Origin of the sequence: Pseudomonas oryziphila (assembly GCF_003940825.1) — a bacterium.
Taxonomy (GTDB): domain Bacteria; phylum Pseudomonadota; class Gammaproteobacteria; order Pseudomonadales; family Pseudomonadaceae; genus Aquipseudomonas; species Aquipseudomonas sichuanensis.
In genome coordinates, this window is the sequence record NZ_CP034338.1 from 3439102 (window position 1) to 3453301 (window position 14200).

Annotated in this window: 16 protein-coding genes; all 16 read right to left on the minus strand. The window is 65.6% G+C overall.

All coding sequences use genetic code 11. The annotated features are described in order from the left end of the window. Nucleotides 1–686: 686 nt before the first annotated feature. The 16 genes from EJA05_RS16035 to EJA05_RS16110 all read right to left on the minus strand — a co-directional run bounded on the left by EJA05_RS16035 (nucleotide 687) and on the right by EJA05_RS16110 (nucleotide 14170). Nucleotides 687–1937 (minus strand): IS256 family transposase, encoded by a 1251-nt coding sequence (locus EJA05_RS16035; protein WP_125857465.1) that lies wholly within the window; start codon nucleotides 1935–1937, stop codon nucleotides 687–689. A gap of 244 nt (nucleotides 1938–2181) precedes the next feature. Next, complete coding sequence (locus EJA05_RS16040) at nucleotides 2182–3027, minus strand: CsgG/HfaB family protein (RefSeq protein WP_125464443.1); 846 nt, start codon at nucleotides 3025–3027, stop codon at nucleotides 2182–2184. 35 nt (nucleotides 3028–3062) lie between these two features. Then, a complete protein-coding gene (locus EJA05_RS16045) occupies nucleotides 3063–3482 on the minus strand; it encodes a curli assembly protein CsgF (RefSeq protein WP_125464444.1) in 420 nt (139 codons plus the stop codon). Further along, the gene (gene csgE, locus EJA05_RS16050; protein WP_125464445.1) at nucleotides 3479–3874 is read right to left on the minus strand and encodes a curli production assembly/transport protein CsgE; all 396 of its coding nucleotides are present in this window, start codon (nucleotides 3872–3874) and stop codon (nucleotides 3479–3481) included. The genes EJA05_RS16045 and csgE overlap by 4 nt, the downstream gene beginning before the upstream one ends. After that, entirely contained in the window at nucleotides 3871–4392 is a 522-nt protein-coding gene (locus tag EJA05_RS16055) for a type II secretion system protein (RefSeq protein ID WP_125464446.1), read from the minus strand. Before EJA05_RS16055 ends, csgE begins: the two co-directional genes overlap by 4 nt. Further along, the gene (locus EJA05_RS16060; RefSeq protein WP_110996319.1) at nucleotides 4367–4741 is read right to left on the minus strand and encodes a type II secretion system protein; all 375 of its coding nucleotides are present in this window, start codon (nucleotides 4739–4741) and stop codon (nucleotides 4367–4369) included. Before EJA05_RS16060 ends, EJA05_RS16055 begins: the two co-directional genes overlap by 26 nt. A 5-nt stretch (nucleotides 4742–4746) precedes the next feature. Then, nucleotides 4747–5220 carry a type II secretion system protein gene (locus tag EJA05_RS16065; protein WP_125464447.1) on the minus strand — a complete coding sequence of 158 codons (474 nt, stop codon included), beginning with the start codon at nucleotides 5218–5220 and terminating at the stop codon, nucleotides 4747–4749. After that, complete coding sequence (locus EJA05_RS16070; RefSeq protein WP_125464448.1) at nucleotides 5217–7079, minus strand: secretin N-terminal domain-containing protein; 1863 nt, start codon at nucleotides 7077–7079, stop codon at nucleotides 5217–5219. The genes EJA05_RS16065 and EJA05_RS16070 overlap by 4 nt, the downstream gene beginning before the upstream one ends. Next, nucleotides 7076–7582: a hypothetical protein gene (locus EJA05_RS16075; RefSeq protein WP_125858990.1), complete on the minus strand. Its 507-nt coding sequence runs from the start codon at nucleotides 7580–7582 to the stop codon at nucleotides 7076–7078. Before EJA05_RS16075 ends, EJA05_RS16070 begins: the two co-directional genes overlap by 4 nt. Further along, entirely contained in the window at nucleotides 7582–8133 is a 552-nt protein-coding gene (gene pilO / locus EJA05_RS16080) for a type 4a pilus biogenesis protein PilO (RefSeq protein WP_125858991.1), read from the minus strand. Before pilO ends, EJA05_RS16075 begins: the two co-directional genes overlap by 1 nt. After that, on the minus strand, nucleotides 8120–8662 hold the full coding sequence (locus EJA05_RS16085) for a PilN domain-containing protein (protein WP_125858992.1): 543 nt from the start codon (nucleotides 8660–8662) through the stop codon (nucleotides 8120–8122). Before EJA05_RS16085 ends, pilO begins: the two co-directional genes overlap by 14 nt. Before the next feature lies 1 nt (nucleotide 8663). Beyond that, nucleotides 8664–9446, minus strand: a complete 783-nt coding sequence (locus tag EJA05_RS16090; protein ID WP_125858993.1) for a hypothetical protein — start codon at nucleotides 9444–9446, stop codon at nucleotides 8664–8666. Beyond that, on the minus strand, nucleotides 9427–11103 hold the full coding sequence (locus EJA05_RS16095; RefSeq protein ID WP_190305990.1) for a GspE/PulE family protein: 1677 nt from the start codon (nucleotides 11101–11103) through the stop codon (nucleotides 9427–9429). Before EJA05_RS16095 ends, EJA05_RS16090 begins: the two co-directional genes overlap by 20 nt. A 159-nt stretch (nucleotides 11104–11262) precedes the next feature. Beyond that, complete coding sequence (locus EJA05_RS16100) at nucleotides 11263–11796, minus strand: response regulator (RefSeq protein ID WP_190305991.1); 534 nt, start codon at nucleotides 11794–11796, stop codon at nucleotides 11263–11265. Nucleotides 11797–12034: 238 nt separating this feature from the next. After that, nucleotides 12035–12676 carry a SurA N-terminal domain-containing protein gene (locus tag EJA05_RS16105; protein WP_125858996.1) on the minus strand — a complete coding sequence of 214 codons (642 nt, stop codon included), beginning with the start codon at nucleotides 12674–12676 and terminating at the stop codon, nucleotides 12035–12037. 12 nt (nucleotides 12677–12688) lie between these two features. Then, on the minus strand, nucleotides 12689–14170 hold the full coding sequence (locus tag EJA05_RS16110) for an ABC transporter substrate-binding protein (RefSeq protein ID WP_125861333.1): 1482 nt from the start codon (nucleotides 14168–14170) through the stop codon (nucleotides 12689–12691). Nucleotides 14171–14200: the final 30 nt, after the last annotated feature.

Below are 14200 nucleotides of genomic sequence, written 5' to 3' on the forward strand. Positions count from 1 at the left end.
GCAGATCAAGAGCAGATCAAGAGCAGATCAAGAGCAGATCAAGAGCAGATCAAGAGCAGATCAAGAGCAGATCAAGAGCAGATCAAGAGCAGATCAAGAGCAGATCAAGAGCAGATCAAGAGCAGATCAAGAGCAGATCAAGAGCAGATCAAGAGCAGTAATGCGGCTATCTAGTTTTGGCTGTTTCTTATTTGTTGTTTGTTCGGGCCCTATCGCCGGCAAGCCGGCTCCCACAGGTACAGTGCAAGTCTGAAAGCTTCGCTCTAACCTGTGGGAGCTGGCTTGCCAGCGATTGCAATCCTGAGTTCCCAGCCAATCCAACTAGCGGCAGCTAACGCCAGCCCAGGCGCCGCCCCTAACTTCGCGACTTCAGGAGGCTGAGCGTAGGCGTCTGGAGGGCCCTGGTGCGCAGCACCCTTCGGCGTAGCCGAAGGCGCGAGATGTAGACTTGCGCAGCAAGTCGGAGGCCGCGCGGGCCCGGAGGACGCCGGAGCGAAGGGACCCCGAAGCGCAGCGTAGGGGCCGTATGATGGGAGCGAGCGGCTTTGCCTACTTTGGCCAAGACCAAAGTAGGCCGCCGTAAGGGCGGAAAGGTGACTTCGCGTCGACATCACAAATGAATGCGGGACTGTCAGATTTTTTGTGTGCGGGCCGGTAATGGCCTGCCGCTAGGCAGGCCCTGATTCTCACCAGGTTGGCCTGATGAACCGATCTCCATACAGAATCGCAAATTGATTCATCGCGCTTTTCCAGTCATGGGCCGGTTTTCCCCAATTGGCTGTGATGTTGCGCAATCCCAGCCAAATCAGTTTGGTCGCTGCATCATCATTCGGGAAATGTCCGCGAGTCTTGATGACCTTGCGTAGCTGGGCATTGATGCTCTCGATGGCGTTGGTGGTATAGATCACCTTTCGGATGGCGGGCGGGAAAACAAAGAATGGAATCACGCGATCCCAAGCCCGTCGCCAAGCAGCCACCACCGTCGGATATTTCTCGCCCCACGGCCCGTTCTCAAACTCATCGAGTGCTTGCTCAGCCGCTTCGGCATTGATGGCTTGGTAAATCGGCTTCAGCTCCTTGGCCAGAGCCCGCCGCTTGTCCCAGGCCGCGTAGTCGAGGCTGTTGCGGATCAGGTGCACGATGCACGTTTGCAACGTCGTCTCTGGAAACACGGCACTGAGAGCCTCTGGCATACCTTTGAGGCCATCGGTCACGGCAATCAGCACATCTTCAACACCGCGCGTCTTGAGATCGTTAAAGACCTTCATCCAAAACTTCGCACCCTCGGTGTTCTCGATCCAGATGCCCAGGATATCGCGCGTACCGTCGGGGAGAACGCCCAGGGCCAAGTAAATGGCCTTGTTGCGAACCAGGCCTTCTTCGCGGATCTTCACCCGCAGTGCATCGAAGAAAATGACCGGGTACATCGGCTCCAGTGGCCGCTGTTGCCACGCGCCAATCTCTTCCATGACCTCGTCTGTCACAGAGCTGATGAAATCGGGTGAAACGTCGGTTCCATACTGCTCGGACAGGAAGGCCCGGATCTCTCTGACCGTCATTCCACGGGCGTACATGGCGATGATTTTGTCATCGAATCCGGTGTAACGGCGCTCATGCTTGGGGATCAGAATGGGCGAGAAGCTGCCGTCACGGTCCCGAGGGATATCCAGCCGTAGCGGGCCATCGCCTGTCAGCACTGTCTTGCCACTCGTGCCATTGCGCTGGTTGGTCTCATCCTCTGGGCGCTGCGCGCCCGGAGGATAGCCCAGGTGATGGCCAAGTTCGGCGTTCAGGGCCCGCTCGATCAGCGCTTTCTTGAAGGCGGCAGAGGCCTCTTCGATAGCCTCTGCGGTCATCAGTGGGATTGCGGAAAACTGTTCAAGCAGCTCTTTCGGGACCTTCGGTAACTCTCGAAGCGGTTTCTTTTTGGTTGGCATGCATGCACCTCTTACTCATGGTATGCCCGAACACAAAATTTCTGACACCCTCATGAATGCGCATACAACCTTCAAAACAAACAACAAACAACAAACAATTACACATAAACCACCAGAATCAAGAAACGCCAGAAACTCACATTAACTTCTGGCGCTCCTCCATAAGCAGCAACCTATTCCAACAACACCTACTCATACAGGCGACGACAACAGAGACATACCGCAGGCAAAAACCAAACTCCCCTCAAGGCTGCTGATACTGACTCAGATACTTATCCACCACCGCCGAATCCCCCGCCTCCGCTACCTGCCACAACCGCCGCTCGATCCCCTGCGCCAGCAAGTGCCCCACCGCCGCCTCGATCGCCGACAGCACGCACAACTGCGCCGGCTCATTGGTGGTGTACCCCACCTCCGCCTCCAGCAACTTCTTGAACTCGATGAACTTGAACACCCCGGCACTACGCCCGACCGAGTAAATGGTCTTGCTGGTCATCACGTTCGCCAGCACCTGCCCCGAACGCACATCCACCGCCCGCAGGTTCACGGTCACCTGGTCCACCCGGTACTCACGCGAGATATCGATACCGAGGTACCGCGCCCCCTCGCCCCCACTGCGCACGTTGGTGTCATAGGCGATGATGCCGCCCTCGAGCATCAGATTGGCCGCCTGCAACGGCGGCAGCTCGGCCTGGATGTTCTCCGGCACGTCGGCCTTCTTCTGCGAGGCACGGATGATCTTGCGCTCGGTCAGCAGGTTCTGCAGCCCCTCACGCTCCAGCACCACGAACCAGCCACTGGCATTGAGCGCGTCCATCAGCATGCTCGCGGCACCCTGGGTCACGCTGGTGGAGAACGAGCTGGCCGGGGTCGGCTTGTACTGCCCGGTCTGGTCACGGAAGCCATACACCACGGCCATCAACCGCCCCCGTGGGCGCGGCATGTTGACCAGGTCGTAGTAGGTCGAGGCCCGAGGGGTCAGGGTCGGGGTTTCGGAATCCTGTTCGGCCGGCATCGGTTCGCGCAGGCCGCAGCCTTGCAGGCCAGACAGAGCGGTGATCAACAGCAGCGTGCTCAGCAGACGTTTCATGATTGTGCTCTCCCCACAATAAAGACCCGTCCCTCTCAGGGGTTCAGGCCGCTCACCTGGATGATCGAAACTTCGCCAGTGGCACGGTCGGTGACCCTGATGCTCAGGGCCCCGGCGTTGTCGATGACGTCGATCAGGAAGGCATTGGTGGACATGCTGCCGGTGTTGCCGTTGCTGATGTTGTCCAGCAACTGGCCAAGCAGTCGCGACTCCAGCTGGTTGGTGAAACGCTCCAGTGACGAGGTGCCGTTGAAGGCGTTGGTGCGCTCCTTCAGGTCCGGGTCGTCATAGTCGTTCTGGGCCTGGGCGTTGTTGAGCAGCCAGGTGCCGTTCAACGGGTTGCCACCGAAGGCCGGGTTGACCGGGGTGTACACCAGTTCCGTGGCCAGCGCCTGGCAACCGATGCCGGCGGCCAGCAGGCAGGCCGCGACGCGTTGCGATGTGTACTTGCTCATAGCTCGTCCCTCTCCAGATCGGTGGTGTCCTGCAGCAGCCGTTGCAATTTGCGCTGGACAATCTGCTGCCTGACCAGGTCGGCGGCCTCTTTGGCCTCTTCGGTGAGTTGCGTGGTGTTGGGTGGCAGGAAGCGCCGGTACACCACTTCGCGTTCGAACTCCACGGTCACCAGGCTGCCCCAGCGGGCATCCGGGCGTTCGCGCACCACCAGGTTGAAGTCCAGGCGGCTGGTGGCGCGCAGGCGGTCGGCAAAGTAGTAGTAAAAGTCGTGGCCGATGTGCGAGATGGTGTTGTCGACGATGAAGCCCTTCATCTCGTCCTCTTCGTTGGCCCAGGCCGGTGCCTGCAGCAGCGCCAGGCACAGGCCGACCATCAGCAGCGCACGGTTCATGGCGCGTCTCCCTGGCCGGCATGCTGACGGGCACCAGCGGCGCTTTCGGCAAAGGCCTGCTCGGCGACGAACTGCCAGTCGCTGTAGTGCTCCAGGCCCTCGAAGGCACTCCACAGCGCATCGAAACCGCTGCGTTTGAGGGGCATGGCCTGGGAGCGGCTGTACACCCCGGTGATGCGCCCGTCGACAGAGCGCATCACACCCCAGTCCTCGCCCCCACCGACCGGGTCGGGGTAGAGCCTGCGGATATGCCGCTGCGGTGCCGGGAAGCGATTGTCTTCGAGCAGGTCGGCCAGTTCCTGCGGGTACTGGGCCAGCCCCGGCGAGGCACGGTAGTAGCTGCGCAGCGCCTGGGCGTACTGCCCGCCCACCCACAGCAACTGGCGCTCGCGTTCGCGTTGGGCACTGGTGGCCCACAGGGTGCCGGTGGCGGCCAGGGCGATGCTGCTGACGGCAATCAGCAACAGCACGCCCAGGTAGGTGAAGCCGGCTTCACCATTCGGCATAGAGGCTGCCATCGCGCGCCCTCCCTGTGGCCCCGCTCTTGATATCCGCCACCCCGCCAGCCACCCCTTCGGGCGGCGGCACCAGCTGCCAGCTGTCGCGGCGTTCGCTGATCGGGTCCAGCGGGGTGTTGCGCAGGTAACGCTGCTCCACCAGTTGGTCGAGCGAGTCGGGGTAGTGCCCGGTGTCGCCGTAATAGTGGTCCAGGGCCTCGCGCAGTACCGCCAGGCTCTGGCGCAGGGTGGCCTCGCGCGAGGCGTCGAGGCTGTTGAAATAGCGCGGCATGGCGATGGTCATCAGGGTGGCGATGATCGCCATCACCACCAGCAGTTCGATCAGGGTGAAGCCTTTGCTGGGTTTCATCGGCGTCACCATTGCCCGTACGGGATGTTGTTGAGGCCTTTGCCACGGGCCTTGGAGTACACATCGAAGACGTCCTGGCCTTCCCGGGGGTTGTCCGCGCTGCTGTCGTAGGCGCGCAGGCCCCAGGCGCCGCCGTCGTCGGCCTTGGCCGCCAGCAGCGGGTCGTGCGGGATGCGCCGCAGGAAGTAGAACTTGGCGCCCTTGGCACTGCGCACATCGCGCACGCCTTCCACCAGCACCTGCAGGTTCGGCGGGTAGCCGCTGCCATCCAGGCGCTTCTCGATGTAGCCAGCGTCGAAGGCGCGCTTGTAGGCGTCGATCGCGTCGCGGATCTGGTACAGCGCCTCGCGCAGTTGCTGCTCCTTGCCACGGCGCACCATGGTCTCGGCCAATGGCGCGGCCATGCTGGCGAGCAGCCCGAGCAGCGCCAGGGTCAGCACCACCTCGATCAGGCTGAAGCCCTGCTGGCGGCGTTTCATGGCCGTGGCACCACGCGGGCCGGGACCACGGCCACCTGGCCCTGGGCGGCGGGTTCGGCGTCCGTATCGGTCGGCAGCGCCTCGCTCGGTACCGGCAGCGCCATCTGGCGCACCTGCAGGCTGGACTCGGTGCCGGTGCCGAACTCCATGTCCGACGGGCTCTGGTACGGCAGGTTGCGCACGATGCGCGGGGTGATCGCCAGCACCAGCTCGGACTTGCTCATGTCGTCCTTGTTGCTGCCGAACAGCCTGCCCAGGCCGGGGATGTCGCCAAGGCCGGGGATCTTGTTGCCGCTGGCGTTGTGGTCGTTGCGCACCAGGCCGGCCAGCACCTGGGTTTCGCCGTCGTGCAGGCGCAGGCTGGTCTGGGCGTTGCGGGTGTCGACCTGGACCGGGATGGTGCCCTGGCGGGTAGCCTCCAGTGGGGTCGCGTTGCTCACCTCCAGGGCCACCTTGATCGCCACCTCGTTGTTCAGGTGCACGGTGGGCTGCACTTCAAGCTTAAGGCCGACATCGAGGTAGGTGACGCTCTCGGTGATCACCGGCCCCTGGGTGGACGGCACCGAGGTGGCGCTGATGATCGGCACCCGCTGACCGATGTGGATACGTGCCTGCTCACGGTTGCTGACCCGGATCACCGGGCTGGCCAGGGTGTTGATGTCCTTGTCCTGGGCGTTGATCTTGGCCTGCGGCGCCGGCGAGATGCTGATGCGGCTGGAGTCGATGCCCTTGAGCTGGTCGAGCACGCTGACCGGCTTGCCGTCGTTGCTCAGCACGCCGAAGGTATTGGGCCATTGCAGGCCGAGGTCGAGGATGCGCGAGGTGGCCACTTCCATCACCTCCACTTCCAGCACCACCTCGGGGTTGGACTGATCCTGCGACTGCAGCAGTTTTTCGGCCATGCGTATGGCATCCGAGGTATCGCGCATGGTCAGGGTGTTGAGGCGCTCATCGACGAACACGTCGCGGGTCTTGAGCATGGTCTTGACCATGTTCAGCGCGGTGTTGGCGTCGATGCTGGTGAGGTAGAAGGTGCGCATCACCAGTTCCTGGTAATCCTTGGTCTTCTGCGGCGAGTCGGGGTACAGCAGCAAGGTGTTGTCGTTGACGATCTTCTGGCGCAGCTGGTTCTGCTCCAGCAGCAGGGCCACGGCATCCTCGATGCGCACGTCGCGCACAAAGATGGTGGCCTTCATGCCAGGAGGCAGGTCCTTGTCGAAGATGAAGTTGATCCCGGCCACCTGGGCCAGCACCTCGAAGATGGTCTTCAGGTTGGCATCGCGAAATTCCAGGGTGACCGGGCGCTCCAGCTTGCTGCGCAGTTGCGGGTAAGGCGTGGCGGTGCGTGCCTGGACATTCTCGATGTCGCTGCGCAGGGTCATGCCCTTCTGGTTCTGCGGGTCCAGGCGCAGCACTTCGCGCATGTAGCGCTCGGCGCCGAACAGGTCGCCCTGGCGCAGCGCGGCCTGGCCCAGGGCCACGCGCTCGTCGAGGGTGCGGATCAGCTCCAGCTGGCGGATGCCTTCCTGGGCGCGGCGGTTGTTCGGCTCGATGGTCAGCACCCGGCCATAGCCCATGCGGGCGCTGGCGAAGTCATGACGGATGCGGTCGCTGTCGGCCTGGGTCAGCAGCGCCTCGACCGCCGCCTGGCGGCCATGGGCCAGGGCGATGTTCAGCTCGGTGTCGCGCGGGTCATCGCGCAGGGCCTCCTCCAGGCGGGCGATGCCGGCCTCGTACTGCCCCTCTTTCATCAGCTCGGCGCTGTCCTTGCGCACCGCACTGGAGCCACATCCAGCGATGGCCACGCACAGGGCCAGCAGCATGAACGGAGCAGGCTTGCACAACTTCGAAGGCTTCATGGTGCGCTCCCGACAGACAGGGTCTGTGGCTGGTGCAGTGGCAGGTAGACCAGGCTCAGCTCGGTGGCCGAGACCCGGTCGAGGCGGTAGGTGTCTTCGATCACGTCGCCCTGGCGCACGACGTAGAGCTTCTCGCCGTTCTGCAGGAACACCTGCAGGTCGTCGCGGTCACCCAGCCGGCCGACGAACTGGAACGGCAGCTCCGGGGCGCTGGGGGCGACCACCACGGGGGTGGCGACCACGGGTTGTTCGGTGACGGTGGCCAGGGTTTGCGGGGCGGTCCATTGCTGGGCCGGGAACAGATCTCTGGAAGCCTGTGCCGACGCCATCGCTGGCAAGCCAGCTCCCACGGGTTGTGTAGCCGCCGCGCCCTCTGTGGGAGCCGGCTTGCCGGCGATCGGGGCCACCTCGGCCTCCTGGCCGAACCAATGCCCCGGCGCCCACGCCAGCGCGGCGCTAAGCCCCAGAAACCCAGCCCACATCACCGCACGCTGAATGTTCATCACGACCTCGACAGGTAAAGGGTCATGCGGACCCGGCCGTTGAGCTCACGGTCGCCGATACGCTTGCGTTGCAGCTCCAGGTCTTCCAGCACCACGGTCGGCAACTGGGCCAGCAGCGCTTTGAGGAAGCCACGGATCTGCGGGTAGCTGCCGCGCACCGGCAGGACGATCTGGTAGCGCGCCAGCTGGGTTTTCGGGTCCACCCCCAGGGCGTACTCACCGCGTGCCAGGCTGATGCGTTCGGCGCTGGCCAGGTGATACAGGCGCTCGATCAGCTCACTGGCCTGGGGTTGGCCGGGCAGTTGCTGACGCAGGTCGTCGAGCACCTGTTGTTCGGGCTTGGCCTGCACTTTCAGCTCGCCGCGCTCCAGGCGTTTGACCTGGACGCTGGCGTCGGCCTCGCTGGCGCGCAGTTCGCGCACCATTTGCCACTGCGGCAGCACAATCGCCAGGGCCACAGCCAACGCCAGCACCGCCACCAGGACCGCCGCCATGCCGACCCGGCCCAGGCGCAGCACCGCTTCATGAAGGATCAGGCTAGGGACGCGCATGGCCGGTCTCCCAAGTGGCAGTGAGGTTGAAACGCACCGGGTGCTCGGCCTGCCCCGCCACCACTTCGTGGTTGAGCAACGACACGTCGCTCAGCTCGTCGCTGCGCTCCAGGCGCTGGTGGTACTGCAGCATGGCTTCGAGGTTGCGAGCCTCGGCGCTGATGCGCACCTGGCCCTTGCGGGCGTCGGGGGTGAGGCTGAGCAGCGCCACGTCTTCCTGGGGCATGGCCTCGAGCATGGCGAACAGCTGCTGCCAGGGCCGTTGCAGTTGCTGCGAAACGCTGCGCATCTGCGCCAGGCGCTCGGCCTGCTCGCGGATCACCGCGCTGCTCTGCACTGCGGCAGTGGCCGGGCGACGGCCGAGCTTGAGCTCCAGCTGGTGCACGCGAGCCTCCAGTTCGGCCTGTTCGCCCACCAGTTGCTGCTGGGCCAGTACCAGTAGCGCCAGCACGGCGCCGGCCAGGGCCAGCAGCGACCAGGCCAGCGGGCCACTGTGGCGGGGTTGGAATTCCAGTTCGAGGCGGCGCATGTCAGGCCACCGCCCGCCACATGGCGCACAGCGGGTCGGCCTCGCCGGCCACCGTGCACAGCTGCACCGCGGCGAGGGTCGAGGCCACCTGGCGCCCCGGCGCATGCAGGTACACCTGGGGGGGTTGCGCGCCATACAGCTCGCAGGTGCGCTCGATCAGCGCCTGCAAGGCCTGGTCGGTGTCGGCGCAGCCTTGCGCCAGCACCTGCTGCCAGGCACCGTCGGCGGCCAGCAGCAGCACGCTGCGGCGCGGTTCGGCGAGGACGAACAGGAAGTCGCCCTGGGCCAGTTGCGCCGAGCAGCGGTTGTAGGCGGCCATCAGGTACGGCTGCACCGAGCGCAGGCTCAGGCGGTAGTCCCGGCCGAGGTCCTGCAGGCCTTGCAGCAGCGCCTCGGGCAGTGCCGTGGCAATGCGCGCGGCACCGGCAGGCTCGGGCGACAGCACGATGCGCCAGTCATCCAGCACCTGGCCGTAGAGGTTCTCGAAGCACGCCCGGGCGTAGGCGTCCAGCTCGCGCGGGCTGCCGATGGCTGCGCTCCAGGGCACCAGGCAGAAGCGGCTGAAGCGGGCCGACAGCAGCACCCGCAGCGGCGCACTGCGCACCTGGTGTTCGCCCAGCAGCTCGCCGAGCGCATGCAGCGCGGCGGCCCAGGCCGGCTGCGCGGCGTCGCAGCTGAAGGCGCGACTGCCCAGCCAAGGCTGTTGATTACCGTGCCAGCAACCCAGGCCGACACCTTCTGCGCCGAGCACGGCGCAATACCGATCAGCTGACGAATGTGACACGGTTGATCTCCTCGAGGGTGGTACGGCCAGTGCGGACCAGGTCCAGGGCCGAAGCGCGCAGCAAGCGCAGGCCGCGCTGGCAGGCCAGCTGCTTGATCTGCGAGAGCGGGCGGCGTTCGACGATCAGCTGGCGCAGGTCGTCGTCCAGGTGCAGCAGTTCAGCGATGGCGCTGCGCCCGCGGTAGCCACTGCCGCGGCACTGGCCGCAGCCCTGGGCGCGAACGAACTGCCAGCCGGCCACGCCTTCACGGCTCAGCCCGGAGGCGGCGAGCAATTCGTCGTCGGCCTCGCAAGGCACCGCGCAGTGGGTGCAGGCCAGGCGCACCAGGCGCTGGGCCAGCACTGCGTTGAGCGCCGAGACGAAGCTGTAGGGGTCGACCTGCATCTGGCTGAAGCGGCCGATCACGTCGAACACGTTGTTGGCGTGGATGGTGGTGAACACCAGGTGGCCGGTGAGCGCCGACTGCACGGCGATCTGCGCGGTGTCCGGGTCGCGGATCTCGCCCACCAGGATCTTGTCCGGGTCGTGGCGCAGGATCGAGCGCAGGCCGCGGGCGAAGGTCAGGCCTTTCTTCTCGTTGACCGGGATCTGCAGCACCCCTGGCAGCTGGTACTCGACCGGGTCCTCGATGGTGATGATCTTGTCCACGCCATGGTTGATCTCGCTGAGCATGGCGTACAGCGTGGTGGTCTTGCCGCTGCCGGTGGGGCCGGTGACCAGGATCATCCCGTAGGGCTCGGCGGCCAGCCGGCGCAGGGCGCGCAGGGTGTGCTCCTCGAAGCCCAGGGCCTGCAGTTGCACGCCACTGACCTTGTCGGACAGGTCCTGCTTGTCGAGCACCCGCAGCACCGCGTCCTCACCGAAGATGCTCGGCATGATCGACACCCGGAAGTCGATCTGGCGCTCGCCGATGGCCACCTTGAAGCGGCCGTCCTGGGGCACGCGCTTCTCGCCGATGTCCAGCTCGGCCATCACCTTGATGCGCGAAATCACCTGCTCGGCGAAGGCATTGCCACTGGCCTTGCCGGCGCCGTTGAGCACGCCGTCGATGCGGTACTTGATGGTCAGGCCCTGGCCGGTCATGCCCAGGTGAATGTCGCTGGCATGCTGCTTGAGGGCATCGTAGAGGGTCGAGTTGACCAGCTTGACCACCCGGCTCTGGTCCTCGCTGATGCTGGTCAGCGACAGCCGTTGCAGGGTGTCGGCCTCGCCGCCGACCTCGACCTCGTGCTCGAGCGAGTCGACGGCGTGGAAGCTCTCTTCGTGGCGGGCGAGGAATGCGGCCAAGTCGGCGGCGTGCACCAGGTACAGCGGCGCGCCCTGCAGGCAGTCATCGATCCAGGCCAGGCGGGCACTGTCGAAGGGGTCGGCGAAGACACCGATCAGCTCACCCTGGTGTTCGACCAGGGCGAATTCGCGTTTCAGGCACTGGGCCAGGCTGACCCGCTGGAAGGCCGGGGTGCAGGCGAACAGCGCCTGGGTGCCCAGCAGCGGGTAATGCAGGGTGGTGGCCAGGCGTTGAGTGAAGGTGGCGGGGGTATCGCCGGCCAGGCGTTCCAGGCAGGCCAGCAGGCGCTCTTCGCCGGACTGGGTGCGGGCCTGGGCCAGCAGGTCGCGGGGGTATGGGGTGGTGTGCGTTGCCTGTTCCGGCCTCATCGCTGGCGAGCCAGCTCCCACAGAGGCCATGTCCGCCACGCTCCCTGTGGGAGCCGGCTTGCCGGCGATGGGGCCGGTACTGCATACATCGAATGCCTGGGACATGGCCTGCAACTCCGCTCAGGGGCGGCGCCGCAGGCGGGTGGGCCTTGGGCGCCGCTATTCCCCGGTCAGCAGTTGCTCGTCGTCAGATTCAGGGGGCCTTGCGCCATTACGTCGGCGGTCGGCCAGCACCCAGCTGCCATCGTACAACTGCAGGGGGAACGCATCGTTCCTGTTCTGGCGTCGTTCGACGAACCCCTCGGCGGGAGAATCCGTGGCCCTGCGCTGGCGCTCGATGCCCATCAGGTCGAAGATCACGCGGGCCAGTTCCATCAGCGGGAACGGCTTGAACAGCACATGGCTCACACCCAGTTCGGCGGCCCGCTCACGTACCTCGACGGTAGGGTGGGCGGTAATCAGCACAAAGTGGCATTGCCTGTGGCTGCGCACGGTCTCCAGAACCTGAAACCCCTCCATGTCGGGCAAGCGGTAATCCAGCACAATCACATCCGGCGCCAGCTTCTCGGCCTGTTCGATACCACTGGTACCGTCATGGGCGAGATGGACCTCCAGGCCTTGCGCCTGCAAATACGCCTGCAGGTTCTGCGCAAGGGTCTGTTCGTCATCGACTACCAATACTCTGTTCACCAAGGTCCACTCCCATGAACTGCCCGGTTTCCCGGTCTGCGAAGTGCGGCCTTGTAGAGGCTTGAGCAGGCTTCGTGCCAGGCATGAAGGGCTGTTGCGCGAATCTAATAAAGCATTGATTTTGCTGAATATCTTTTACGTAGTTGGGGCGTGCGTGCAGGCGCTTCCCCACAACCGGGGACGCTGATGGCACTTTGCCTTGCGGGGTTCCCCCACTAGTGGGGAATTGCCCGTCACGGCCTCAGTCGGGGCGCTCCACTGTAGCGGATTCGCGCAAACGTTGGCGCACCGATTGCCGTGCCTGGGCCTGCAATTGCGCGACGAGCGCGTCCCTGGCCAGGCGTTGGTCTTGTTCGGGTAAGACAGACGTATTATCACTTTGGTTCTGCATTCCTTGCAGCAAGTGCCGATTGGCCTGGTGGAAGGCCGCGACTTCGGCAGCTGTGGGTTCCTCGACCGCGGTCAGCTGGGCGAACGCCAGCTGGGCGGCCAGTTCATGTCGAGTGTAGTCAGCGAAGCCTGGGCGATCGAAGCCGGCCTCCTGCAGGCGCCGCTCGAACAGCGCCGGGCTGCCGAATGCCGCCTGCAGCCCGGCAATGTGCGCGTCTACCTGCTGGTCGTCGATGACGATACCCAGGCGCCCCGCTTCCTGCCACAGCAGTTCTTTGTCGATCAGCTCGTCCAGCGCCTGCTCGCGCAGGCGCTGGTACAGGTTGGGGTTGCGGATGCTGGCCACCGCCCGGCCGTGGGCGACCAGGTACTCGCTGAAGTAACGCTCCAGGCGCAACACACCGATCTCCACGCCATTGACCCGCGCCGCCGGCGCATCGGCCTGGCTGGTCGAGGCCAGCAGCAACAGCAGCCACATCATCAGCACGCGCATGGCAACCTCCGTTCAAGGGGTGTCGGGTACGGCGCGGTACGCCGCCACTTCTTTGAAGCCTGGGCCCGGCAGGCTTACCGCCACCACATGGGCACCGGCCAGGCCCTGGCGCCGCCCCGGGCCGAAACCCAATGCCGGGGTCAGGCCGGTATTCACGCCATGCAGTTGTTCCAGGGCGTTGACCAGTTGCTCGCGGCTGGCATCGCGGCCCACCTGCCTGAGCGCTTCGACCAGCAGCCGCCAGGCGCACAACGTGTTGACCTGCAACGCGGCCTGACGCGCATCCAGGCCCTGGCGTTGCTGCACACCTGTCAAGGCCGCGCGGCCCTCGGCGGTCCAGTCGCCGGGGACGAAGGGATAGGCCAACAACAGCCGTTGCGACCATTGCGCCGGCAGGCCCGGCAGGCTGCCGGCCACCTGGGCCGAGGCGGCCAGCAGATAGGGCTGGCGGCCTTGGGCCAGCAGCGCGGCGGCCAATTCACTGAAGCCCTGGGCGCGGCCGAGGTAGAGGATGCCCTCGCCCGTCACCGCCTGGCCATCGAAGGCCTGTACTGGCGGTGGCTGCATGCCCAGCTGGCTCAGGCGTTGCTGCAGGGCCGTGGCGGCAGCGGCTTGATCGTCGCCGGCATACACCACCTGCAGCGCATCGGGCGCCAGGCCCAGGGCCTCGCGGGCATGCAACGCCACACTGAGCAACTGCTCGGGCAGGCCCGGCAATGGGTCGAATACCTGGGCGCTGCCGCCATCGCGTGGCGTGGCGCCGATCAGCGGCACGCCGGCCTGCGCCAGCGCGCGGCTGTCGAGCCAGGGCGCCAGCGGCGCGATCAGGGCGAACACCCGCTCTTGTACCAGCAGTGTATCCAGCGCCCGGGCAGTGCCGGGTGCGTCAAAGCCGGGGTCGGCCGTTATCAATTGCAGGCGCCGACCATGCAGGCCGCCCTGCTGGTTGAGCTGCGCGATGCCATCTTCGAGCACCGCCCGCACCACCCGCCCGGCCTCGGCCAGGGGCCCGCTTTCCGGCAGCAGGGTGCCCAGGCGCAGCACGCCCTCCTCCACGCCCGGGTCGCGTTCATCGGCCAGGCGCTTGAGGTACGCGGTGAGGTTGCGCTGGTCGGCCAGGCTCAGCTCGAAGCGCGGCATGGCCGGGTCCAGGCGATTGCCGGCCGGGTCGATGCCGGTGCGGATCACCCGCGCCAGGCTGGCGTCGCTGTAGGCCGGGTAACGCCGGCTGTTGGTTTCGCGCTCGCCCTGCGCCAGGGCCAGGCGCTGCCAGTCCAGGCTGGGCGGGCGCACGCCGCCCTCGGCGCGGCCGCGGCCATCGTTGCCGTGGCAACTGGCGCAGGGCAGCACGCTGGCCGGCACGCTGATGTCGCTGGCGCCGACCCTGGCCTGCAGCTGGGCGTCGCTGCTGGAGATGCCTTCGCGGTACAGACGCTTGCCGGCTTGTTCGTGTTCGCTGAGGTCCAGGGCCAGGGCTGGGGTGCACAGGGCCATCCACAGTGCCAGCCCCATGATTCGCGCAGA